The sequence below is a fragment of the Janthinobacterium sp. YR213 genome (assembly GCF_900099875.1).
GTDB lineage: Bacteria > Pseudomonadota > Gammaproteobacteria > Burkholderiales > Burkholderiaceae_D > Janthinobacterium > Janthinobacterium lividum.
Map to the genome: position 1 here is coordinate 935410 of NZ_FNDA01000001.1, position 22904 is coordinate 958313.

A 22904-nucleotide genomic window follows, 5' to 3' on the forward strand; every position below is an offset into this window, starting at 1 on the left:
TCATTTTGCGGACGTCAAATACGCCCGCAATCCATGCGTGAGCACGAAAGGAAACACGCTCGCGTGATCTTCATCCGCGAAGACGCGCAAGCGCGTCTTCAGGCCGGGGAACTTGTGCGATGTCAACTTCCCGTCGAACTCGCGCAAGTCGGCCACCATGTCAGCGTCCTCTTCAGAACGCGAACGCTTCTTGCCCGCCGCCAGCTTTTCCAGGCCGCCGATGCCAAAGAATACGGACGCGGGCAAGTCCTTGTGGCTGGCGGCATACGCCTGTTCGCGGTCGAACATGACGCCGGCGTCGTACCACAGCGACGGGCTGCCGAGGATGTAGTGCTCGAAGGTGCGCGGTTCCGTCAGCAGGAATTGCAGACCCAGCAGGCTGCCGTAGGAATGGCCGATGAAGACCTTGCGCTGCATGTTGACGCGATACTGTTGCGCAATAAACGGAAACACTTCGCCCGAGATGAACTGGCCATACGCCTTCGCTTCGCCGAACGCCGGTTGCCGCCCCGGCATGTCCGAGCGGTAATCATGCTTGCGCGGCGTGGTGGGCGTGTAATCGCGGCGGCGGCTGTACACCCCGCCATCGCCGTTGGCGTACGACAAGCCGACCACGATGACTTCTTCCATCCCCGCATGCTTGTTCAGGCGCTGCGCGATATTGCGCACGATGGCAAACGAATAATTGGCATCGACGACGAACAGCACCGGATAGCGTTTATTCCCCTGCCGATAGGAGTCGGGCAAGGCGACATACAGCTGATAATCGCGTTTCAGGGCTTGCGCACGGATGTCGCGCACTTCCGTATTGTCCAGAACGTAGCTGGCAGGCGCGGCAAGTGCGCTGTTGGCAAGGCAGCAAAGGACGATGAGCAGATGGAGAGGCTTCAATCTAGTTTCTTTCTTTGAGTTAAAAGTTACTTCGCCGTCGCCGCCGTCAGCTGCACCAGCTTGCGCTCGACAAACGCCTGCAACTGGGGCGACAGGGTTTGCAAGCCCTTGGCGCGCTCGAATGCCTGGCGCGCCTGGGCCGGGTGGTTGTCGGCTTGCAGGGCGATGCCGAGCCCCATCCACCAGACGCTGTTGTCGGGCGCCGTCTGCAGGGCCTGCTGGTAGTGCTCGGACGCTTCGCGGTAGCGCTGTTCGCGCTGCAGCACGCCGGCCAGGAAGGCATGGTATTCGCCGCTGTCGCTGGCGTACGGCAGGCTGCGCGTCAAGGTATCGAGGGCGGCCGCGCCGCCGCTCGTCTTGTCCAGCTGCAAACGGGCCAGCATCATGGCTTGCGCCGGCTGTTTCGGGTCCAGCGCCAGGCTCAGCTGCAGCTGGCGGGCCGCCTCGTCCGGGCGCTGCGCTTCGAGCAGCAGGCGCACCAGGGTTTCGCGCGCGCCCTGGTGGCGCGGGTCCATCTGCAGGGTCTGCTGCAAGGCCAGCATGGCGTCGGAGACGCGGCCATCCTGCAACTGGGCCAGCGCGCGCCGGTATTCATTCTCCACGCGCTGCTGCGCGGTGACTTGCTTGCCGTCGATGATGCGTTCGCTGGCAGCGGGCAATGCCGTCCTTACCATGGGCGCGGCGGCGGGCTTGGCGGCTTTTTCCATGACGCGGCGCAATTCGGCGGGCCGCGCCTTGCTCGGTGCGGGGGCGGCCTCCTCGGCCAAGAACACGGGCTCGGGTTCCGCCGCCGCGACGGGCACGGGCGCGGGCGCGGGCGCGGGAACAACGGCGGCAGGCGCCGGCGCCGGCACGGGAGCCGACACAGGAGCCAAAACAGGCGTGCTGGCCACGCTGACCAGCACGGGCGGCACGGCCGGACGCTTCAGGTAAACCCAGCCCAGGGCGATGGCGGCGGCCGTCAGGCCGGCAGCGCCGCCGAAGACCAGCGCGCGCGACACGCCCCGCTCGCGTTCGGGCACGGAGCGGATGCCGGCCGCGTCGCCGCGTCCATCGGGAGTACCGCGGGCATCGAGGTCTTGCAACATCTTGTTAATCAGGCTCATCTACAGGCTCATCTTCGTCATCGGTTCAATAAAGTCCAGCTCGCGCCGCAGGCGGCGGCCAGCACGCCGGCGCCTGCCAGCCATGGCCACGGCTTCCGCCAAAAGCGGCGCGGCTTGCTGGCCAGGGTATCGCTGGCGGCCAGCGCCACGTGGCGGCCGCTCACCTGCTGCCGGCCTTCGCCATACGCCACCATCAGCGCCTTGTGCGCCATGATGTTGATCAGGCGCGGGATACCCCCGGACGCCTGGTACAGCTTGCCCACGCCGCCACGGCTGAACAGGCGCGCGCCATCGAAACCGGCCACGCGCAGGCGGTGCGCCACATAGAAATCCACATCGTCGCGCGACAGCGGACCCAGGTGGTAGTGAAAGGTGATGCGCTGCGCCAGCTGGCGGATTTCCGGCAGGGCCAGCTTGACGTCCAGTTCCGGCTGGCCGAACAGCACGATCTGCAGCAGCTTGCGCTTTTCCGTTTCCAAATTCGTCAGCAGGCGCAGCGCTTCGAGGCTGTCGACGGGTATCGCCTGCGCTTCGTCCAGGCACAGCAGCACGCGCTTGCCCTGCGCCGCCAGGTTGAGCAAGCGCAAGTTGAGGGATTTGAGCAATTGATGCTGATCAGCATCTTTCTCCAGCAATACATCGAGGTCGTCGGCCAGCGCCAGGATCAGCGAACGGGGCGGCAAGTTCGGATTCGGGATGTAGGCCGTGACGAAGTCCGGCCCCAGCGATTGCATGAACTTGCGACACAAAAAGGTTTTACCAGTCCCCACTTCGCCAGTGATCTTGATGAAGCCCTCGCCATTGCGCGCCGCCACCAGCAGGGTGTTGAGCGCCTTTTGCGACTGCGGGCCGTTGAAAAAGAAACTGGTATCGGGCGTGAGGCCGAACGGCGCCTCGCGCAAGCCGAAATGGGCCTGGTACATTTAGCGCCGCTCCGACGGACGGCGCGGGTCGAGCGCCTCGATGCGCTTGCCCGAATCGAGCAAGTCCTCGTTCCAGCTATTGGCGCCATCGACGATGGTCGGCTTGATCAGCACCACCAGTTCGCGCTTCTGGATCACCTGTCCCGTGTTGCGGAACAGCGCGCCCAGCACGGGAATATCGCCCGCGCCCGGCACTTGCGAGCGGTCCGCCGTGGTGGCCTGGCGCATCAGGCCGCCGATGGCGACGATGCGGCCATCCTGGCTGCGCACCATGCTGTCCATCTCGGATGTGCTCGATGCGGCCAGCGGCAGTTTCAGCGAACCGGCGCTGCCCAGGTCGATTTCCTTGCTGATGGTCGACACCTGGCTGACGGATGGGTGCACGTGCAGGATGATGTTGCCATCCGCATCGATCTGCGGCGTCACGTCCAGCACCACGCCGGAAAAGAACGGTTGCAAGGTCACATTGGGGCTGGTCGTCGCACCGCTGGCCGTCGTATTCGTGGTGGTCGACACGCCCGTCACGTAAAACTCGTCCGTGCCGATCTTCAGCACGGCCTTCTGGTTATTCATGGTGGCGATGCGCGGGCTCGACAGCACGTGCACGGAGCCTTGCGATTCCAGGAAGGAAATCATGGCCGCAAAATTGGCCGTCTGGAAAGCCAGGCCAAACATGGAACCGGCCGAATTCGCCGCCGAACTGAGGCCAAAGCCGCTGCTGGCCGTCAAGCCGCTGCCATTCGTCATGTTGGGCGGCTGGCCGCCATTGAACGGCAGCGGCGCCAGGGTGCCGCCCGGCTGGATGAAGCCCGTCGAAATGCGGTTCGTGTGGCCGCTCTTGATCGAGGCAAACGAGGCCCAGTTGATGCCCGTCTGCGTGTTGTCGTTGAGTTCGACTTCGAGGATTTTCGCTTCCAGGATCACCTGGCGGTCGACGGACAGCTGCGTGGCCTTCAAATACATGTCGACATTGCGCAGCTCTTCCGGCATAGCGCGGATGACGATCACGCCCGACTGCGGGCTGAGCACCACTTGCCGCCCGCCTTCGGCGCTGCCGACGATGGCTTCCAGCGCCGCCTTCAACTCCGGCCAGAAATCTGCCGTGGACGAAGTCGTCAGGTTGCTGCTGTCCAGGGTACGGCCGCCCTGGCCGCCATTCGTTTGCTGGTTCTGCTCGTTATTCTGGTTATTGCCCTGGCCGCCATTCCCGCTGTTGCCCGAGCCGCCGGAATTGGTCGAACCGACCGAACCCACCGACGTCGACGAGACGCGCAGGTTGGAGCTGCCGCGGCGCGCGCCCGTCAGGTAATTGACGTGGAACAAACGCGTCTGCATGGTCAGGGGCTTGATGTAGATCTGCGTGCCCTCGACCTTGTAATCGTAGCCATACAGTTCACGCACGGCGTCGAGCGCCTGGAACAGGGTCACGTCCTTCAGATTGGCGGAAATCGTGCCGCCGATGTCGGGATGGACCAGCATGTTGTAGCGCGTGCCGGCCACGATGGAAGTGAAGAACTGGCGCGCCGGCACATTGTTGAAAGCCACGTTGAAGCGCTCGTCGAGCGCCGCGCGGGCCTTTGGCAATTGCTGGGCCAGGGCCGCCACGGGCGGCAGCAGCGCCGCTTCCACGGCGTCCGGCTGGGCCGCTGGCGCCGTGGTGGCCGCCGCGCCCTTGACGGCATCGGTGATCGCATTGTAGGTGTCGCGCTTGACGGGCGCGACGTTGCAGCCGCCCAGGCCCAGGCTGACGCTGATGACAGCCGCCATCGTACTGATCTTGAACATGCTCGCCTTGTGTTGATTGAGTTGCTTGGCCACTTCTTCTACTCCTGCTTGCGGTCGGTCTTGCGACCGGTCTTATTGTCGGTCTTGCTGCTCGGGTACAGCTTGAAGGTTTCCAGTGATTTTCCACGCCGCAACACGACGGCCGTGTCGTGGATTTCCGTCACCACGGCATCGCCCACCTTGCCGCCGACCTTGACTGTCTGGCCATCGATGACGGCCAGGCGGCGTCCGCCCGGCTGGGTGGAGATGAGCACCGATTGCAGCTGCGGCCGGGCCGCGACGACGGGCGCGGCAGTGGTCGGCGCCCACAGGGCCGCCGGCGGGCGCGTGGGGTCGTCCAGCGCCTGTGCCTGCGCGCCCGGCCATGCCAGGCTCAGTGCCAGGAAAGGCGCCAGCAGCGCGGGACCGAAGGTCAAAGTGCGATCCATGTATCGTCCATGCTGAGGGTATGTAAGGTCAGGGTCAGGGTGGCGCCCGGGTAGCTGGCAGAATCGAGGTGGGCGGCGCCCCAGAAGACGCGTGTCGGCATCGCTTGCAGCGCCTGCATGTATTGCACCATGTCGGCATAGCTGCCTTGCAGCACCACTTCCACGCCATGCTGGTGCAGCAAGGGTGCCGGGCTCGGTGCCTTGGCAGCGGCATCGCCGTTCGCGGCATCGGCCTGGCGCACGCCCACGGCGCTGGCGGGCAAGGTTTTCAGCGACACCACGCGCAATCCGGCATGCCGGCGCAGCAAGTACTCGAGCAAGGTGACCATGCGCTCGGGCGCCACCAGGCCATGCTGCTGCTCGCGCAGCGCCTGCGCCAGCGACGCCGTTTCCGCCTGCAAAGCCACCAGGCGCGTGCGCGCTTCCTGGTCGGGATCGGTGGCGTGGGCGAGCATGGTCAGCTCGATTTCCTTGTTCGTCGCGGTCAACAGGCTTTGTTTTTGCGCAATGCTCGCTTCCAGCGCGGCGCGTTTCACCAACAGGGGATTGAAGCTCATGAAATAAAACACGAACAGGACGGCGGCCGCAGCGGCGCCAAACACCATCAGCCGCTCGCGCAGGCTGAGGGCATCGAAGGCGGTGGCCCATTTCTTCAGCAAGGGCAGCATCAGTGTGTTCCTCCGGCAACGGGTTTTGGCGGCGTGGCGGCACGATCCGCAGATTGCAGGCTGAACGCGATATAAGGCAGGCCAGGTGTCTTGCCCTCGGCCACGGCCGGCTGCTCGGGCTGGCCGATGTCGAGGCTGGCGAAGGTCTTGCCTTTCAGTACCTCCTGCTGGCCCAGACGCGTGATGTAGGCGGGCAGCAGCGACGCATGCAAGGCGCGGCCCTGCAAGCCGAAATCATTGCCGGCGCCGGCGATATCCACGCCCGTCAGCCATACGCCCTCGACCCTGGCCTGCGCCAGCGCGCGGAAATAGCCGGCATAGCCGCGGGTATTGCCCAGCTTGCCGCTTTCCAGCACGTTTGACGCATCCTGCAGCAACTGGCGCTGCGCCTCGACGGCCGCCAGTTCCTGCGCCAGGGCCGGGTCTTTCTTGCGTGGAGGATAATCGCGCAGAATCTGGTCGCGCTTCGCCTCGCCTTGCGCCAGCGCCGCCTTGACGCCCGCTTCGCGCTGTTCCAGGCTGCTCAAAGCTTGCTGGGCCAGCACGCCCACGGCCAGCAGCGCCAGCGCCAGGCCGCCCAGGCCCAAGCTGGCCGTGCGCGCCGACATATGGTGTTTTTTCAGTTCAAACTGGGGATTGAACAGATTGATCTGCTGGCTCATGCGCCCTTCCCTTCGTGCTTGCCCGGGTGCAAGCCAACTTCGCGCAAGGCGCCGCCGATGGCCAGGAAGTAGCGCGCCTGCATGGCGGGGTCGCGCAGCTCGGGGGCCTGCGACAAGTCCAGCACCGTGGCCAGGTCCAGCTGCTCGACCGGCATGTAGAGATTGTCGGCAAGATATGCGTGCAAGCCATCGGCCGCGCCCGTCATCAGCATCAATCGGGACAGCGAAATGAAATGGAACTGGCGGTCGAAGTGGTCGAAGGAGCGCTGCAGTTCCAGGGTGACGCGGTCGTAGTACTGGCTGGCGTCGGGCGACTGCAATTGCGTCACAGTCACGTCGATGCGGCGCGCCTGGTACAGTTCGCCATTGAAACTCATGGTCAGCAAGCCACCGTCGCCATCGAAAGACAGCACGGCGATGCCGCGTCCAGGTGTTTCCAGCAAGGTGGCGATATTACGCTGCGCCATCTCGGGGATATCGATCACGGACAGGCCGATCTTGCATTCCGCGTATAGCGCCTGGCGGCGCGACACGGCGCTGTTGCGCGCGGCGACGGCAAACACGCTGCTGCCCCGCTGGGTACCGTTCGGGTCGCCGGGGATGTCGAACACGTCGATGGTGGCCTCGGCCAGGGGAAAGTCCAGCATGTCTTTCAAACGCCAGCCCACGGCCGTCTTCAGCTCCTCGCGCGGCACGGCCGGCGCTTCCAGCGACAGCAGCTGGTATTCGCCACCGGCCAGCACGCTGGTGCAGTGGCGCGCTGCCGCCTGCAGCTCCTTGCCCAGTTTTTCCAGCACCTCGGCCGGCGCAGGCCGCGCGGCCGCCTGGTAACTGGCGCCCCGCACGCGCGGCATGCCGCCGGCGGGACGTTCGACAACGACAGCGCTGACGCCTTCGCGGCCAAACGCCGTGGCCAGCCAGCCATCGTACTTCTTTGCTCTTGCGAATAAACCCATGCGAACTATCCAGTGTAAGTGCCTGCCCGATCTTGTCGCGCAGATAATGCATCCAGCCAATTTTAATTCATGAAGCCAACTTTATTGTGTAAAAACAATAAATTAGCGATCTTTTTTTCACCTAGTTGACCTTACTGCGACAACACGGCTTGCAGGCGGCGCTGGACATAATCCGCGTTATTGCCCGCATTCGGACAGCCGCCGGCTCCTGGCTGGTTGCAAGCCGTGGCCGTGATGGTCCAGCTGGTCAAGGTGCCGGGCCCCGTGGCCGTGCTGCATTGCACGGTGACGCTGAACGCCGACAGCGTCGTGCCGGCCGGCAAGCTGAACGTGCTGGCGCCGAGACATGCCGCGCCAGTGGTCAGGCCCGCGCTGATCTGTTTCTGCAGCCCCCATTCGAGGCCGGCACGGGCAGCCTGTTCGGCGCGCACGCCCTGCACGTCCATGGCCGATTCCGTCTGCTGGAAGGTGGAGATATTCACCATCACGGCCGCCAGCGCGGCCAGCACCACCAGCAGAAAAATGGCCGTGACGAGGCTGAAACCGCGCGTGCGGCGCGCGCGGTGGCACAGCAAATGCGTCATGGCGTATTCCTCGCCTGCACCTGTTGCACCAGGCGCAGCACGCCCGTATTGCTGTTCGCCGCGCCCAGGCTCAGGTCGATATTTACCAGGCCCCGCTGCACATTGGCCAGCACGGTATAGCTGAAGGCGCACGCCGTTACCTGGCGCGCCAGCAGTGCGCCATCCTTCAAGTCCGCCGCAACCGGCTGGGTGGCCTGGATGGCATAGCCCGCGTAGCGGGTCAAGGTGCCGGTCGCCAGATCGCACGCATAGGTGACGGGGGTCGACACCACCTGGAAGCGGTTCGACGGCGATGGCAGCGGCGCTGGCGCCGTCGTGAAAGGATAGCTGCCAAGCGTGACGACAGTACCGGCCACGCCCGTCACTGCCGCGCGGTTGCAGCCGTTTGCCGGACTGCACGCATATGCATTGTTCGGCGCGTAAGCTCCCCCCAGGTTGTAGACGACGATCTGGTCGCCCACGCTGATCGCCTGGCGCGCGCCCAGCGCATTGGCGGGCATGGCGCCGACGACGGTGAAGCTCCCCGGAACGCCGGGGGCGGGAGGGGTTTCGAAGCTCAGCACACTGCCCAGTCCCGACGGGTCGCTGTCGCTCAGGTAGCGTCCGCCCGTCTTGGTCAGCAGCAATTCCAGGAACAGGCCGTTGTTCGACACGCGCACGCTGTTGGGCAGGGCCAGGCGCACGTCGCGCGTCAGGCGCCGCGCCGCCGTATCGGCCGTGTCGGCCAGCGCCGCGCGCGCCGCGACATCCATATAGCCCTGCACGGGCACGCGGATGAAGACGGCGACCATGGTGCCGATGATGCCCGTAATGACGATCACGATGACCATCTCGACGAGGGTAAAGCCGCGCGCAAGGCGCCTGGCGTCAAGAAAATTTTTCATGGGATACTGTTCGGCGCATAGCGCACGCGATAGCCGTCGAGCACGATCTTCTGGTCGGCATACGGCACCGTCACCTGGATACGCAGACCTTCCGTGGCGGGCAAGCCGTTCAGGGCTGCCTGGGTGATCACCACAGAGGCAACGTATTCCTGGGGGGAACCTGCAGCCCAGACGGCGCCCTGCGCATCTGTCTTGTAATTCGTGGCCGTGCCATACGCGCTCACGTAATCGTTGACGTTGTCGAAAGGCCGCGTCACGCCGCCTGGCTCTTGTCCGGCCACTTCCGGGATGGCGCAGCCGGCCGGGCTGGTGGCCGTTTGCGCGGCAGGGTCTTGCGGATCGCAATACGTGAAACGCGCCAGCTGGATTTCTTCCAGCATGCCTTCGGCAATCGCCAGCGCCTGCTTGCGCAGTTGCGGGTCGGCGCTGTGCTTTGTCGTCAGGCTCATCACGCCCAGGATGGCGGCCGAGGCCAGGCCGACGATGACGATAAACAGCACCAGTTCGATCAGGGTCACGCCGCGTTCACGCCGGCGCCGCTGGCTAATGGACATAGCCCGTCTCCCCCTCGACCGTGACGACGCGCTCCGTGCCGTCGCCCCGGATGCTGATTTTCAGCCGCGCCGGGAAAGCCGATGGCGCAGGGAACACATCGCCCTGCGCATATGGCTGGCCCAGCGCATCGAAATAAAAGCTGGGCTCGCCTGTCACATCGGTGGACAGGGTAACGCCGGACGGACGGCCTTCGCACAGCCAATTGCTCCCCAGGCAATACTGCTGCGTCTCCTTGCTGCCGCTGTTCCTGCCCGTGGGCGGCACCACCTTCTGCTCATCGCTGCAACCGGCATCGAAGCACAGCGCCACGCTGTTGGTATCGATGTGCACAAACACGGCACGGTTTTGCGCCACCGCCAGCTTTTGCCCGTAGCGCACGATATTCGTCACCTGGTCGGCAAAACTGCGCGCGTCAAAAGTGTCGCGCTGGAAAAACCGGTTGACGGCAAACGTCGCCAGCAAGCCCGCCAGCACCAGCACGGCCACCAGCTCGATCAAGGTGAAGCCGCGCGCAGCCGTACGCCGCAGGGAGCCTGGCGGCCCTGCTTGGCGATGCGGATGCGGAAAGTCTGTCGGTGGCTGCTGCAATGGATGACCCGTAAAAAAGCCCAACGGGCTGGCGCCTGGGGTTGGGCTGGTGGTGCGCAAGAAGTGCCAGGATCTGGCCTGAACCTTCTTGCCGATGGCGAATGGTTTACTTGCAGGTCAAGGTAGTTGCCTTGAGATCGACAGTCAGGGCACCGCCTGCAGCGGCAGGGGCCGTATAGACCACCGAGCAGTCCTTGCGCGCCGCATTCGCGGTCACATCAACAGTCACGGTCAACGCCGTACCAGCGATAGCCAGACCATAATCTTTGTCTGAAAGACCTGCAGCGGCCTTGATACCTTCCGCAGTCGGATAGCCAAACTTCCCGGCGACAGTAACGCCTTCCATGGCGATATCATCAGCGGCACCGCCACTCACCAGATACTGGGCATGGTACAGCGCCGCACCCGCCTTGATCGCGCCAGCAGCCGCCTGCATCTTGGCCACGCGTGCATCGGTCGACATGTCGATGAATTTAGGAATCGCCGTGGCGGCCAGGATGCCGAGGATGACGATGACGACGATCAATTCGATCAGGGTAAAACCTGCCTGGGCGCCGCTTTTCATACTACGTAAAGACTTGTTCATTCTTGCTTTCTCCAAAATCAAATAAAAAAACTTCAAAACCAACGCCATGAAACTGTCGCTGCACCGGACCAGGAAGCGCGTCAGTTTGCTGCCGATTCCGGCGCTTTCCACACCACGATATCGGGCTCCTGGGCGAGCTTGTCAAGATCGGCGTCTGCACCCGGCAAGGTTACCTTAAATTTCACTGCATCAACCCCTGTAGTGGGAAAAATATTGCCTTTACTAAACAAATAGATGATTTTTTGTTCTTTTTTGTCGTATAACCAATTCCCTGCCGGCAATTTTTCAAGGTCCGCCTGCGCGAACTCGCCCAGGTAGTTGGCTGGCTTGTCGGCCAGCCAGTCGAACGGGTTTTGCCGCGCCAGCGCCGGCATCCTGTCGCGCCGGTCCGCCAGATATAAATGCAGCACCTGCACCCGCAAACTGGTGCGCAAGACGCCGAGCATCTGCGCCACGGCCACCTGCTGCGCCTGCTGCTGGTAATAGCGGACCCGGTTCAGGAATACCGCCATCAGGATGGCGAACACGCCCGCCACCACCGCCAGCTCGAACAGGGTGAAACCGCGCTGGCGGAGCGGTTTTCTCATCAGTGCAGGGCCGCCCGGCCCAGGTCCCAGATCGGCAGGAAGATGCCCAGCGCCAGCACCAGCACCATGGCGCCGAGGAAGACGATCAGTATCGGCTCGATCTGCGCCGACAGGGTCTTCAGCTCGTAATCGACCTCGCGCTCGTACATGTCGGCGATCTCGTCCATCAAGTCGTCCAGCGAACCGGATTCCTCGCCCACGGCGATCATCTGCAGCACCACGGGCGTAAACACGCCGGCCGCCACCGAGGTGCGCAGGATGCTTTCGCCCCGCTCGACGCCGTCGCGCATCTGCTCCACGCGCGCGCTCAGATACGTGTTGTCAACCGTTTGCGACACCACCGTCAGGGCCTGCACGATGGGCACGCCGCTGGTGCTCGACAGGGCAAAACTGCGCGCGAAGCGGGCCATCGTGCCCTTCAGGATGATCTTGCCGGCGATCGGCAGGCGCAGCTTGGCGCGGTCCCATTTATACAGACCCTCTTTCGTGCGCAGCCAGGCGCGCCAGCCGAAAAAGCCGCCCACGCCCAGCATCAGCAAGATGGGCCAGTACGTCACCGTAAAGCGCGAGGTGCCGATCAGGATGCGCGTCATCAAGGGCAGTTCCGCATGGAAACTGGCGAACACCTTCTCGAACTGGGGAATGACGAAGATATTCACCACCACCATGGCGGCGAGCATGGCAAAGACGACGAAGGTCGGGTAGCGCGTCGCCGTTTTCACGCGCGCGCGCATGTCGCGGTCGAATTCCAGGTGGTCGAACAGGCGCAGGAATACTTCATCGAGGCGCCCCGTCATTTCGCCCACGCGCACCATCGACAGATAAAACGGCGTGAAGATGGCGGGATGGCGCGCCATGGCGGCCGACAGTTCGCGGCCCGCGTCGAGCGACTCGCGCACATCCTTGATGATGCGCCCGAACGCGGGACTGATGGCGGACTCCTGCAAGCCGGCCAAGCCGCGCATGATGGGCACGCCCGCCTTGAGCAGGGTGTACAGCTGGCGGCTGAACAGCTGCACATCCATGGGCGTGACTTTTTTCTCGGTCAGCCTGGCCCACCAGCCCAGCTGGTTGGCGCCGGCCTTCGTCACCGTCTGCCTGGTGGCGCTGATGTCGACGGGCGTGCTGCCGCCCGCCATCAACTGGTCGGCCACGGCGCCGCTGTCGGCGCCTTCCATCACGCCGGTCAGCAGTTCGCCACTGGCGCTGCGCGCCTTGTAGGAGAAAAACGGCACCTCAATCCTCGCTCTGGTTGCTGATGCGCATCGCTTCCATCACCGTCGTACGGCCTTGCACCACCAGCTGCACGGCGTGGCGGCGCAGGGTTTCGCCCGCCATCTGCGCCGTCGCCACCTTCATGAAGTGCGAAGGATCGGCATGGTTGGCGGCGTCGGCCACGGCGCGCGTGATTTCCAGCAATTCGTACACGCCCGTGCGGCCCCGGTAACCCATGCCGTTGCAATGCGAGCAGCCCTTGCCGTGGAAATACTGGTTGCGCTCGACCAGCTCGCCCAGTTCCAGGCGCAGCCATTCGTATTCGTTCGGCGTGGGCGCGTACGGCGTGCTGCAGCTTTCGCAGATCACGCGCACCAGGCGCTGCGCCAGCACGGCTTGCAGCGAGCTGCCCACCATGTAGCGGGGCACGCCCATGTCCATCAGGCGCAGCGGCGTGCTGATGGCGTCGTTCGTATGCAGGGTCGACAGCACCAAGTGGCCCGTCATGGCGGCGCGCAGGCCGATTTGCGCCGTCTCCTGGTCGCGCATCTCGCCGACGAGCACGATGTCGGGATCCTGCCGCAAGGCCGAGCGCAGCACGCGCGCAAAGTTCAGCTCGATCTTCTCGTTGACTTGCACCTGGTTAATGCCGGGCAAGCGGTACTCGACGGGGTCTTCCACCGTGATGAGCTTTTTTTCCACGGAATTGAGTTCCGACAAGGCGCAGTACAGGGTCGTCGTCTTGCCGCTGCCGGTCGGCCCCGTCACCAGCACGAGGCCGTTCGGACGGCTGACGATGGCGCGGAACTGCGCCACCAGCGCAGGCGGCATGCCGATGGCGTCCAGGCGCAAGGTCGTGCCGCCCTGATTCAGCAAGCGCATCACCACCGATTCGCCGTACTGCGTCGGCATGGTGGAAATACGCACGTCGATGCGCTGGTTTTTCACGCGGATGGCGAAGCGGCCATCCTGCGGCAGGCGTTTTTCGGAAATGTCGAGGTCCGACATCAGCTTCAGGCGCAGCGCCAGCGAACTGGCGATCTTGCTGTCCGCTTCCGTCTGCAGGTGCAGCACGCCGTCGATGCGGAAGCGTATCTGCAGCCGGCCTTCCTGCGGCTCGATGTGGATGTCCGAGGCGCGCACCTGCGTGGCATCCTCGAACACGGATTGCAGCAGCTTGACGATGGGCGCCTCTTCCAGGCCCGGATTGGCGGCCAGTGCGCCGAAGTCGACGGAAACGTCGCCCAGGTCCTGCTCCAGCTCGCGCGTCAGGGTGGAGATATCTTCCGTACGGCGATAGATGCGGTCGATGGCGGCCAGCACTTCCGTTTCATTGACGACAGCGAGCTCGATATGGCGCTTGACCAGGCGCGAGATTTCATCGTACGCAAACAGGTCGGTCGGATCGGACATGCCGACCAGCAAGCCTTCGCGGCGGTCTTCCAGCACCAGCGCGCGGAAGCGCCGCGCCTGGGTTTCCGGCAGCAGCCGCACCAGTTCGGGATTGATGTTGAAAAACTTCAGATTGATGTAGGGAATGTCGAGCTGGCGCGCCAGCGCGCCAGAAATCTGCTCTTCCGTGACGAAGCCGTGCTCGACAAAAACGCGGCCCAGCTTGCGTCCCGAACGCTTCTGTTCCGTCAAGGCTTGGCCCAACTGTTCTTCCGTCAGCAATTTCTGCTGCACCAAAATTTCACCGAGCCGGACTTTCTCTGGCCTTGCCATGCTTGCTCCTCGACAAATTCTTCAGACGCTGCACGCCAGCGGCGCGCGGGAGTATTTTATTCCAGAACCTGTTGTTTCTTAAAGAAAATATATTCCATCGTTTGATTTTTGCGCATTTCAACACTCTGCAAGGAAACACTTGCCGCCCACCTGCGCCCATGCCAATAATGGGGGTCATTCCCCGTCTTGCTGCCGACTATTGCCCCTATGAACGCCTGCGCCATCGAGTTCCACAACGTGCATCTGCAGCTGGCGGGCAGCGCCGTGCTGCGCGGCGTCGATCTGCAGGTGCGCGCGGGGGAACTGTTCGGCCTGGTCGGCGTGAATGGCGCGGGCAAGACTTCCCTGCTGAAATGCCTGCTCGACTTTTGCATGCCGGAGCGGGGCGAGATCGCCATTTTCGGCCAGGCGCACCGCCACGGCGCGGCGCGCCAGCCCCTGTGTTTTCTGCCGGAACGTTTCCAGGCGCCGTATTACCTGACGGGTGGCGACTTCCTGCGCTACCTGGCGCGCCTGCATAATGTGCGCCCCGATGCGCAGGCCGAGCAGCAAGCCCTGGACGCGCTGGAACTGGCGCCGGACGCCTTGCTGCGCCCCGCGCGCGACTATTCGAAAGGCATGATGCAGAAACTGGGGCTGGCCGCCTGCTTGCTGTCGGGCAAACCGCAACTAGTGCTGGACGAACCGATGAGCGGGCTCGATCCGAAGGCGCGCGCACAGTTCAAGCAAGTGCTGCGGCAAGCGCGCGCGCAGGGCCGCGGCGCGCTGCTCACCTCGCATGCGCTGGCCGACGTGGAAGAATTGTGCGACCGCATGGCCATCCTGCATGCGGGTCGCATCGTATTTACGGGCACGCCAGCCGAATGCCGCGCGCGCCATGGCGGCGCGACCGATGCCAGCCTGGAACAGGCTTTCCTCAATTGCATCGCGGCATGAACGCCCCGCTCTCCGCGCCGCCCGGACGGCCTTACGCTCCCTCCCCGCACGGCATGTATCTGCGCCATTTCGGCTTGCGCACGGCGCCGTTCGGCATCACGCCGGACCCGGCCTTCTTTTATGCGGGCAATACCCGGGGCGAACTGCTCGATGCGCTGCTGTATGCCGTCACGCAAGGCGAAGGCATCATCAAGCTGACGGGCGAAGTGGGCAGCGGCAAGACCATGCTGTGCCGCATGCTGGCCGAACGCCTGCCGCCCCAGGTCGACGTGCTGTATCTGCTCAATCCCCGCCTGGAACCGGATGACGTCCTGCACGCCATCGCCGCCGAACTTGGCCTGGCGCTGGACGGATGCCGCGCCGACGCCGTGCTGCACACCCTGCACGGCGAGCTGATCGCCCGGCATGCGGCGGGACGCCAGGTGGTGCTGCTGGCAGAGGAAGCGCAAGCCATGCCGGGCGCCACCCTGGAAGCGCTGCGCCTGCTGACGAATTTGGAAACGGCCAGCCACAAGCTGCTGCAGATCGTCCTGTTTGGCCAGCCGGAATTGCAGCAGACACTGGACTTGCCCCAGTACCGCCAATTGAAGGAACGCATCACCCACAGTTTCACCGTGCCGCGCCTGCCGAAGTCCTTGCTGGACGACTACCTGGCATGCCGCCTGGCCGCCGCCGGCCGCACGGCGCCGCTGCTCTTCACGCCAGCCGCGCTGCGCCAGCTGGCGCGCGCCGCGCAGGGCATCGTGCGCAGGGTCAATATCCTGGCCGACAAGTCCTTGCTGGCCGCGTTTGCGGACGATGCGCAGGACATCAGCGCGCGCCACGTGCGCCTGGCTATTGCCGACAGCCCCTTCCACCGTCCGCCCTGGCATGCGGGCAAGCTGCTGGCGGGCGTCTTGAGCGCGCTGATGCTGCTGCTGGCCTTTGCTCTGCTGTGGCAATGGCTGACGAGCAACCAAAGTCAGATGCGCCGCAGCGCGCCCGCCGACGCAGCCGCAAGCGCGCTCCAGGCAACCGTTGCGCGCACGCCGTCGCCATTGCAGCCCACGCTGCTCGACAGCAAGCTGGCCGAATCGCGCGACTGGCTGGCAAAGCAAAGGCCGCAGCAACTGGTGCTGCAAATTGCCAGCCTGCCCGCCACCGAAAAGGCCGCGGCGGAAAGCTTCCTGCAGCAGGCGCAGCAAGCCATCGGCCTGCACGACCTCCACGTGTTTCGCCTGTCTGGCGCAGCCCCCTCAAGCGCCGCCGCGCGCCTGGTCATCGCCTACGGCAGCTTCGCCGACCGGGCCAGCGCCGAAGCCGTGTGGGCCAGGCTGGCGCCCACGTCGCCGCAGAAAATATTGCTGAGCGACATAGATAGTATCCGCACGGAAATGAAAGCCGCAGCGCCGCCACAAACAAGGCGTGGCGCCCCCTGACTTTATTTCGGTATATTGCCTCCCGGGCACGCACAGCGATTGCTTTTAGGCGATCATGCTGGGTAAAATTACAAAAGCACAACACGACTTCAAGGGCGAACTTTTCATGAATCAACACCCTATTCCTGTGCTGGCCTCCTGGGTCGCCCTCGCCTGCAGCACCATGCTGTCCGGCTGCGCCACGCATCAAACGCCGCTGTCGCCTGTCCACATCAATGCCGCGCCCCTCCCGGCCGGCGTCATTCCCGAACCTGTGCTGCAAAGCAGCGCACTGGCCGCGCCCCTGCCGGCGCCAAAAATGGAAACCTACAGCGTCACCGTGCACAAGGTACCCGTGCAATCGCTGCTGTTTGCCCTGGCGCGCGACGCGGGCATGAATATCGATATCCACCCGCAGATCGAAGGCAGCGTCACCCTGAATGCGCTGAACCAGACACTGCCGCAACTGCTGGCGCGCATCGGCAAGCAAGTCGACATGCGCTACGAAATCGATGGCAAGAACCTGACGGTGTTGCCCGACGCGCCCGTATGGCGCAATTACAAGGTCGATTACGTCAACATGGCGCGCAGCACCAACAGCAGCGTGAATATCGCCACGCAAATTTCCACGGCAGGCGGCGGGTCGAACAATGCCAGCAACCCCGTTGGCAACACGCAGGGCAGTGGCAGCAGCGGCAATAACAATTCGACCACCCTGGTCGTGAATCGTTCAGAAAATAATTTCTGGTACAGCCTGGAAAAGAATATCCGCGACCTGCTGCGCGAAACCACGCTCAACGACGTGCAGGTGGACCCGCTGGCGCAGCTGAACCAGCAGTTGACGACCATGCCCGGCCAGCAAGGGCAGCAAGGACAGCAGCAGAACCAGGCCGGCAACGTCCCTGCCGCCGGTGCGACTGGCCAGTACGGCGCCCAGCCGCCGATGCAGTATGGCAACCAGAATGGCAATCCGAATGGAGGTCAATCTGCGCCGGGCCAGCAGGGGGCCAGCCAGAACGCCACGCCTGGCCAGCCGCTGGACGCGAACGGCATGCCGCTGTTAAAACTGGCCAACAAGGGCAGCCCCTCGTCCGTCGTCGTGAATGTGGAAGGCGGCTTGATCGCCGTGCGGGCCACGGGGCGCCAGCATGAAAAGATCGCGGAATTCCTCGACGCCGTGTTGCACAGCGCCAAGCGGCAAGTGCTGATCGAGGCAACCATCATTGAAGTGCGCCTGAGCAATGAATACCAGCAAGGCATCAACTGGGCGCGCCTGACGGGCAGCCTGCAGCTGCGCCAGGGACAGGTGGGCACGGCGGCCCTGTCCAGCGGCGTCACGCCGAACGCCACGCCCGGCATCTTCCTGCTCAATTATCTGAAAGACAGTTTTTCCACCACCATCCAGCTGCTCGAATCGTTCGGCAAGGTGAAAGTGCTGTCCAGTCCGAAGATCAGCGTGCTGAACAATCAAACGGCCATGCTGAAAGTGGTCGACAACAATGTCTTCTTTACCATCAAGGTGACGCCTGCCGTGATCAGCTCGACAGGCACCATCACCACGCCAGCCACCTATGAGTCGAAACTGGAAACGGTGCCCGTCGGCTTCGTCATGAGCGTCACGCCGCAGATTTCCGACAGCGATGAAGTCACCCTGAACGTGCGTCCCACCATCACGCGCATCGTGGGCTATGTGCAAGACCCGAATCCGGCCCTCGCCAGCGTGATCAGCCGCGTGCCCGTGATCCAGGCGCGCGAGCTGGAATCGATCATGAAAGTGGGCAATGGCCAGATCGCCGTGATGGGCGGCCTGATGCAGGATTCCGTCGACAACGCCAAGGATGGCGTGCCTGGCCTGTCGAGCCTGCCAATCGTGGGTAATCTGTTTACCTACCGCAATGAGGCAAGCAGCAAGACGGAGCTGGTGATCTTCATGCGCCCCGTCGTGGTCAAGGATGCCAGCGTCGAGGGCGATTACCGCGACTACCGCTACTTGCTGCCCGGCCAGGCGCCGCTCAACAGCCAGCCATACACGGATGGCCCGCCGGCGCCGGCCGTCCGGCCGCAGGCGCGCCTGCAGGGAGACTTCCCATGAGTTTGCTGATGCAGGCGCTCAAGAAGGCCGAGCGCGCCAAACAGAACAGCCTTTCCGACGAGGAGCTGGAAAAGCCGTCCGAAGCCTACGACCAGGTACTGGAACTGGCGCCGGCCGACGCCCTGCCGCCCCGTCCCGCGCCAGCGCCAGCGACCGTGCAGCCGCCAAGCACCTTGCGCCTGGAACCGCTGGCGGACGCGCCCGCGCCGCAACCGGCGCAGAATGCGGCCCAGCCAGATCCACAGCCAGCTGCGCAGCAAGGCGCGCAGCCAAGTCAGCAGCAGCCCCCTCGCCCCGAACCGCCGCAGGCCAGGCCACGCGCCAGCCGCAGCAATCCGCCGCCGAAAGGCCCCACGGGGCCCATCAGCGTCGATCCGGCCACCGTGCGCCTGGCCGTGCTGCTGGCGATATTGCTGGTGGTGGCAGGTTCCATGGGATATTGGTACTGGCGCGCCAGCACCAGCCCCGGCGCGGGCGCCAACCTGCCCGGCGTGCCCATGCCGCTGACGGACGCTCCGGGCACAACCGGCGTTGCCGGTCCCGTGCTGGTGGTGCCGGCAACGGGTGCCGCGCCGCCCGACGCCGTGACGCCCGCCGCACTGCCGCCCGACTATCCGCGCGACACGCGCCAGCAAACAGGTGCTGCGGAGCAGCAGGCGATGATACAGGCGGCGGCCCAGGCCGCCGTGGCGGCGCAGCTGGCGCAGCTGGCGCCGCCCGCACCGCCCAGCCTGCCGCCCGTGGCGGCGCCCGACAATAGCCAGATCCAGGTGCAGCGCAGTGTCGCCGCGCCGCAAATCAACCCCGGCGTGCAGCAAGCCTACCAAGCCTTCAACGGGGGCCAGCTGGGTTCTGCTCGTCAGCAATATGAAACCGTGTTGCAGCAGGATGCCACCAACCGCGACGCGCTGCTGGGCCTGGCTGCCGTGGCCTTGCGCGAGCACCAAGGCGCGCAGGCGGCGGCGCTGTACGTGCGTTTACTGGAAATCAATCCCGACGATGGCGAGGCGCTGGCCGGCCTGATCGGGCTGCGCCAGGGCGACGTGGCGCTCAGCGAGGCAAAATTGAAAGCCATCCTGGCGCGCAGCCCCGACAGCGCCCCCGTGCTGTTTGCATTGGGCAATGTGTACGCCAAGCAGCGCCGCTGGAACGAAGCGCAACAGCAATTTTTCCGCGCCTACGGCGCCGCGCCCGGCAATCCCGACTATGCGTTCAACCTGGCCGTGGGCCTGGACCGGCTGAACCAGCCCCGGCTGGCCGCCACGTATTACCAGCGCGCCCTGACCCTGGCGCAAACGACGCCCGCCGCCTTCGACCAGGCCATCGTGCAAACGCGTTTGCGCGAACTGGCGTCCCCCGCGGCAGCGGCCGAGCCGGCCATCATCACACCCCGTCAGGAATAAGCATCACATGGCAGAACAGGCAAAACTTCCCCTCGGCAAGCTGCTGATCCAGAAAGGCGTGATCAGCGAAGACCAACTGCGCATCGCCCTGATCGAGCAGCGGCGCAGCAGCGAACCGCTGGGCAAGCTGCTGATCACCCTGGGTTTTGTGACGGAAGCCACCGTGCGCGAGGCCCTCAGCGAAAACCTGAAACAGGTCAGCGCGGATCTGTCCAGCCTAGTGGTCGACGCCATTGCCCTGAAGCTGATCCCGAAGGACGTGGCCAAGCGCTACCGCGTGTTTCCCATCGTGTATGAACGGCAGGCGGACAACCTGATCCTGGCCATGGCCGACACGAGCAACATCGTGGCGCTCGACCAGATCAGCGCCATGCTGGTCAAGGGCATCACGATTTCCACCGTGCTCGTCAACGAATCGGACATTTCGCGCGCCATCGACCAGTACTATGGTTTCGAGCTGTCGATCGATGGCATCCTGCACGAAATCGAAACGGGCGAAGTCAGCTATCAAAGCATGGCGTCGCCATCGGACGAGTACAGCCAGCCCATGGTGCGCCTGATCGATGCGCTGCTGGCCGATGCCGTGCAGAACGGCGCCTCGGACATCCATTTCGAGCCGGAACAGTCGTTCCTGCGCATCCGCTACCGCATCGACGGCATCCTGCGGCAAATCCGCAGCCTGCACAAATCGTACTGGCCGGCCATGGCCGTGCGCCTGAAGGTGATGTCGAACATGAATATCGCCGAGGCGCGCGCGCCGCAGGATGGCCGCATCAGCATCAAGTTTTCCGGGCGGCAAATCGACTTCCGCGCCTCGGCGCAGCCCACCACGCATGGCGAAAACGTCGTGCTGCGCGTGCTGGACCGGCAAAAAGGCATCGTCCCGCTGGATGCCCTGGGACTGGCCGACGCGGAACTGAACTTGCTGAAACTGATGATTGCGCGCCCCGACGGCGTGATCCTCGTGACGGGCCCGACGGGCAGCGGCAAGACCACCACCCTGTATTCGATACTCAACCATATCAATACGGAAAGCGTCAACATCATGACCCTGGAGGACCCGGTCGAGTATCCGATGAACATGATACGCCAGACCTCCGTCAACGAATCCGTCAAGCTGGGCTTTGCCGACGGCATCCGCTCGATGATGCGGCAAGACCCGGACATCATCCTGGTGGGCGAGATCCGCGACCGCGAAACGGCGGAAATGGCCTTTGCGGCCGCCATGACGGGCCACCAGGTGTATTCCACCCTTCATACGAGCTCGGCCATCGGTTCCGTCGCGCGCCTGCTCGACATCGGCATCCTGCCCGACATCATGGCCGGCAACATCATCGGCATCGTGGCGCAGCGCCTGGTGCGGCGTTTGTGTCCGCATTGCAAGGAAACCGTCATTGCCGACGATGTCGAGCGCCGCCTGCTGGGCCTGGCCACGGATGAGGCGCCCGCCTCCATCTGCCGCGCCGTGGGCTGCGAGCGCTGCGCGCATCAGGGCTACAAGGGCCGCCTGGCGATCATGGAAATCCTCAAGATGACGGCCGAACTCGATGAGTTGACGGCGCGCCGCGCCAGCAGCCGCGAACTGAAGAACGCGGCGCGCGCGGCCGGCTTCAAGGGCATCGTCGACGACGGCATGCGCCGCGTGCTCGAAGGCGTCACCACACTGGAAGAAGTGGGCCGCGTGGTCGACCTGACGGAAAGGCTGGCCTGATGGCGCAATATGTCTACCGCGCCATGGATGCCAGCGGCGCATTGATTCCCGGCAGCATGGAGGCGGCCAACGTGCCGGACCTGGAAGCGCGCCTGCACCGCATGCAGCTCGACTTGATCGACTGCAAGATCACGGGCCAGTACCTGGTGTTGCTGGGCAAGCGGATCATCCACCGCCGCGACCTGATCAATTTCTGCTTCCACATGGAGCAATTGACGGGCGCGGGCGTGCCCATCCTGGAAGGCTTGAACGACTTGCGCGAAAGCACGGACCACCCGCGCCTGCGCGAAGTCGTCACGGATCTGATCGAAAGCATCGAAGGCGGCTTGCCCCTGTCGGGCGCACTGGCCCAGCATGGCGACATCTTCGACGCCACATTCACCAGCCTGATCCTGGCGGGCGAACAGAGCGGCAGGATCGCCGACGTGTTCAAGAACCTGTCGGAAAGTTTGAAGTGGCAGGACGAGCTGGCCTCGCAGACGCGCAAGATCGTCATGTACCCCGTCATCGTGGCCATCGTCGTGGCGGCCGTGACGTTTTTCCTGATGATCTATCTGGTGCCCCAGCTGACGGCATTCATCCGCAACATGGGCGGCGAGCTGCCGCTGCATACGCGCGTGCTGATCTTTGTCTCGAATGTGTTCATCGATTACTGGTATCTGCTGCTGGCCTTGCCCGTGCTGCTGTTTTTCGGCCTGCGCGCGCTCATCCGCCGCAGCGAGGCGGCCCGTTATGCGTGGGATGGCTTGAAGCTACGGCTGTGGCTGGTCGGCCCCGTGCTGCACAAGATCATCCTGGCCCGCTTCGCCACGTTTTTTGCCCTGATGTATGCCTCCGGCATCACGATACTCGAATGCATCCGCCTGTCCGAAGGCATCGCCGGCAACCAGGTGGTGGCGGCCGGCCTGCGCCGCGCCGCGCAGCTGATCGGCGAGGGTTACGGCGTGACCGCCGCCTTCCAGCACACGGGCATCTTCCCGCCGCTGGTGATCCGCATGCTGAAGGTGGGCGAGGCAACGGGTTCGCTGGACACGGCCTTGCGCAATGTCAGCTACTTTTACAACCGCGAAGTGAAGGAATTGATTGAAAAAGTGCAAGCCATGATCGAGCCGGCCATGACGGTCATCCTGGGCTTGCTGCTGGGCTGGATCATGCTGTCGGTACTGGGGCCGATCTACGACACCATCAGCACGATCAAAACTTGAGATTCGAGACCTGAGGC

The 22904-nt window shown here is 64.2% G+C and carries 22 protein-coding genes; 6 read left to right on the plus strand and 16 right to left on the minus strand.

Annotated elements, in window-relative coordinates:
* The 16 genes from BLT98_RS04155 to BLT98_RS04230 all read right to left on the minus strand — a co-directional run bounded on the left by BLT98_RS04155 (position 1) and on the right by BLT98_RS04230 (position 14143).
* The gene (locus BLT98_RS04155) at positions 1–891 is read right to left on the minus strand and encodes an alpha/beta hydrolase (protein WP_092605462.1); all 891 of its coding nucleotides are present in this window, start codon (positions 889–891) and stop codon (positions 1–3) included.
* Positions 892–917: 26 nt separating this feature from the next.
* A complete protein-coding gene (locus tag BLT98_RS04160) occupies positions 918–1997 on the minus strand; it encodes a tetratricopeptide repeat protein (protein ID WP_244517378.1) in 1080 nt (359 codons plus the stop codon).
* Between the two features lie 17 nt (positions 1998–2014).
* Positions 2015–2920 carry an ExeA family protein gene (locus tag BLT98_RS04165; RefSeq protein WP_092605464.1) on the minus strand — a complete coding sequence of 302 codons (906 nt, stop codon included), beginning with the start codon at positions 2918–2920 and terminating at the stop codon, positions 2015–2017.
* Positions 2921–4705, minus strand: a complete 1785-nt coding sequence (gene mshL, locus BLT98_RS04170; RefSeq protein ID WP_092606887.1) for a pilus (MSHA type) biogenesis protein MshL — start codon at positions 4703–4705, stop codon at positions 2921–2923.
* A gap of 38 nt (positions 4706–4743) precedes the next feature.
* Complete coding sequence (locus BLT98_RS04175; RefSeq protein WP_092605466.1) at positions 4744–5133, minus strand: hypothetical protein; 390 nt, start codon at positions 5131–5133, stop codon at positions 4744–4746.
* Positions 5118–5801, minus strand: coding sequence for a type II secretion system protein GspM (gspM, locus tag BLT98_RS04180; protein WP_092605468.1), 684 nt, complete (start codon positions 5799–5801; stop codon positions 5118–5120). The genes BLT98_RS04175 and gspM overlap by 16 nt, the downstream gene beginning before the upstream one ends.
* Positions 5801–6463, minus strand: a complete 663-nt coding sequence (locus BLT98_RS04185) for a hypothetical protein (protein WP_092605470.1) — start codon at positions 6461–6463, stop codon at positions 5801–5803. The genes gspM and BLT98_RS04185 overlap by 1 nt, the downstream gene beginning before the upstream one ends.
* On the minus strand, positions 6460–7419 hold the full coding sequence (locus BLT98_RS04190) for a type IV pilus biogenesis protein PilM (RefSeq protein ID WP_092605472.1): 960 nt from the start codon (positions 7417–7419) through the stop codon (positions 6460–6462). Before BLT98_RS04190 ends, BLT98_RS04185 begins: the two co-directional genes overlap by 4 nt.
* 131 nt (positions 7420–7550) lie before the next feature.
* The gene (locus BLT98_RS04195; protein ID WP_092605474.1) at positions 7551–8003 is read right to left on the minus strand and encodes a hypothetical protein; all 453 of its coding nucleotides are present in this window, start codon (positions 8001–8003) and stop codon (positions 7551–7553) included.
* On the minus strand, positions 8000–8887 hold the full coding sequence (locus tag BLT98_RS04200) for a prepilin-type N-terminal cleavage/methylation domain-containing protein (RefSeq protein WP_092605476.1): 888 nt from the start codon (positions 8885–8887) through the stop codon (positions 8000–8002). The genes BLT98_RS04195 and BLT98_RS04200 overlap by 4 nt, the downstream gene beginning before the upstream one ends.
* A complete protein-coding gene (locus BLT98_RS04205) occupies positions 8884–9441 on the minus strand; it encodes a type IV pilus modification PilV family protein (RefSeq protein ID WP_092605478.1) in 558 nt (185 codons plus the stop codon). Before BLT98_RS04205 ends, BLT98_RS04200 begins: the two co-directional genes overlap by 4 nt.
* Positions 9431–9970, minus strand: coding sequence for a prepilin-type N-terminal cleavage/methylation domain-containing protein (locus BLT98_RS04210; protein WP_092606890.1), 540 nt, complete (start codon positions 9968–9970; stop codon positions 9431–9433). Before BLT98_RS04210 ends, BLT98_RS04205 begins: the two co-directional genes overlap by 11 nt.
* Positions 9971–10136: 166 nt before the next feature.
* A complete protein-coding gene (locus BLT98_RS29650; RefSeq protein WP_280141157.1) occupies positions 10137–10727 on the minus strand; it encodes a type IV pilin protein in 591 nt (196 codons plus the stop codon).
* The gene (locus BLT98_RS04220; protein ID WP_092605482.1) at positions 10697–11203 is read right to left on the minus strand and encodes a type II secretion system protein; all 507 of its coding nucleotides are present in this window, start codon (positions 11201–11203) and stop codon (positions 10697–10699) included. Before BLT98_RS04220 ends, BLT98_RS29650 begins: the two co-directional genes overlap by 31 nt.
* Positions 11203–12438 carry a type II secretion system F family protein gene (locus BLT98_RS04225; protein WP_034781100.1) on the minus strand — a complete coding sequence of 412 codons (1236 nt, stop codon included), beginning with the start codon at positions 12436–12438 and terminating at the stop codon, positions 11203–11205. Before BLT98_RS04225 ends, BLT98_RS04220 begins: the two co-directional genes overlap by 1 nt.
* Position 12439: 1 nt before the next feature.
* Positions 12440–14143, minus strand: coding sequence for a GspE/PulE family protein (locus BLT98_RS04230; RefSeq protein WP_070256793.1), 1704 nt, complete (start codon positions 14141–14143; stop codon positions 12440–12442).
* A 207-nt stretch (positions 14144–14350) separates the two neighbouring features.
* Here BLT98_RS04230 and BLT98_RS04235 point away from each other — a divergent pair, with 207 nt between their 5' ends.
* From BLT98_RS04235 to BLT98_RS04260, 6 genes are all read left to right on the plus strand, one after another.
* Entirely contained in the window at positions 14351–15079 is a 729-nt protein-coding gene (locus BLT98_RS04235) for an ABC transporter ATP-binding protein (RefSeq protein ID WP_092605483.1), read from the plus strand.
* Positions 15076–16497, plus strand: coding sequence for an ExeA family protein (locus BLT98_RS04240; RefSeq protein WP_244517381.1), 1422 nt, complete (start codon positions 15076–15078; stop codon positions 16495–16497). Before BLT98_RS04235 ends, BLT98_RS04240 begins: the two co-directional genes overlap by 4 nt.
* A 106-nt stretch (positions 16498–16603) precedes the next feature.
* Positions 16604–18568 carry a secretin N-terminal domain-containing protein gene (locus tag BLT98_RS04245; protein ID WP_092606893.1) on the plus strand — a complete coding sequence of 655 codons (1965 nt, stop codon included), beginning with the start codon at positions 16604–16606 and terminating at the stop codon, positions 18566–18568.
* The gene (locus tag BLT98_RS04250) at positions 18565–19971 is read left to right on the plus strand and encodes a tetratricopeptide repeat protein (RefSeq protein ID WP_092605487.1); all 1407 of its coding nucleotides are present in this window, start codon (positions 18565–18567) and stop codon (positions 19969–19971) included. Before BLT98_RS04245 ends, BLT98_RS04250 begins: the two co-directional genes overlap by 4 nt.
* 7 nt (positions 19972–19978) lie before the next feature.
* Entirely contained in the window at positions 19979–21682 is a 1704-nt protein-coding gene (locus BLT98_RS04255; RefSeq protein WP_092605489.1) for a GspE/PulE family protein, read from the plus strand.
* A complete protein-coding gene (locus tag BLT98_RS04260; RefSeq protein ID WP_070256783.1) occupies positions 21682–22887 on the plus strand; it encodes a type II secretion system F family protein in 1206 nt (401 codons plus the stop codon). Before BLT98_RS04255 ends, BLT98_RS04260 begins: the two co-directional genes overlap by 1 nt.
* The last annotated feature ends 17 nt before the right edge of the window (positions 22888–22904 follow it).

Bases quoted from the DNA above. Each gene is read 5' to 3' on its own strand.
- BLT98_RS04160 (WP_244517378.1), bottom strand. From the start codon at position 1,997: ATGAGCCTGATTAACAAGATGTTGCAAGACCTCGATGCCCGCGGTACT.
- BLT98_RS04165 (WP_092605464.1), bottom strand. From the start codon at position 2,920: ATGTACCAGGCCCATTTCGGCTTGCGCGAGGCGCCGTTCGGCCTCACG.
- mshL (WP_092606887.1), bottom strand. From the start codon at position 4,705: ATGTTCAAGATCAGTACGATGGCGGCTGTCATCAGCGTCAGCCTGGGC.
- BLT98_RS04175 (WP_092605466.1), bottom strand. From the start codon at position 5,133: ATGGATCGCACTTTGACCTTCGGTCCCGCGCTGCTGGCGCCTTTCCTG.
- gspM (WP_092605468.1), bottom strand. From the start codon at position 5,801: ATGCTGCCCTTGCTGAAGAAATGGGCCACCGCCTTCGATGCCCTCAGC.
- BLT98_RS04185 (WP_092605470.1), bottom strand. From the start codon at position 6,463: ATGAGCCAGCAGATCAATCTGTTCAATCCCCAGTTTGAACTGAAAAAA.
- BLT98_RS04190 (WP_092605472.1), bottom strand. From the start codon at position 7,419: ATGGGTTTATTCGCAAGAGCAAAGAAGTACGATGGCTGGCTGGCCACG.
- BLT98_RS04195 (WP_092605474.1), bottom strand. From the start codon at position 8,003: ATGACGCATTTGCTGTGCCACCGCGCGCGCCGCACGCGCGGTTTCAGC.
- BLT98_RS04200 (WP_092605476.1), bottom strand. From the start codon at position 8,887: ATGAAAAATTTTCTTGACGCCAGGCGCCTTGCGCGCGGCTTTACCCTC.
- BLT98_RS04205 (WP_092605478.1), bottom strand. From the start codon at position 9,441: ATGTCCATTAGCCAGCGGCGCCGGCGTGAACGCGGCGTGACCCTGATC.
- BLT98_RS04220 (WP_092605482.1), bottom strand. From the start codon at position 11,203: ATGAGAAAACCGCTCCGCCAGCGCGGTTTCACCCTGTTCGAGCTGGCG.
- BLT98_RS04230 (WP_070256793.1), bottom strand. From the start codon at position 14,143: ATGGCAAGGCCAGAGAAAGTCCGGCTCGGTGAAATTTTGGTGCAGCAG.
- BLT98_RS04235 (WP_092605483.1), top strand. From the start codon at position 14,351: ATGAACGCCTGCGCCATCGAGTTCCACAACGTGCATCTGCAGCTGGCG.
- BLT98_RS04240 (WP_244517381.1), top strand. From the start codon at position 15,076: ATGAACGCCCCGCTCTCCGCGCCGCCCGGACGGCCTTACGCTCCCTCC.
- BLT98_RS04245 (WP_092606893.1), top strand. From the start codon at position 16,604: ATGAATCAACACCCTATTCCTGTGCTGGCCTCCTGGGTCGCCCTCGCC.
- BLT98_RS04250 (WP_092605487.1), top strand. From the start codon at position 18,565: ATGAGTTTGCTGATGCAGGCGCTCAAGAAGGCCGAGCGCGCCAAACAG.
- BLT98_RS04255 (WP_092605489.1), top strand. From the start codon at position 19,979: ATGGCAGAACAGGCAAAACTTCCCCTCGGCAAGCTGCTGATCCAGAAA.
- BLT98_RS04260 (WP_070256783.1), top strand. From the start codon at position 21,682: ATGGCGCAATATGTCTACCGCGCCATGGATGCCAGCGGCGCATTGATT.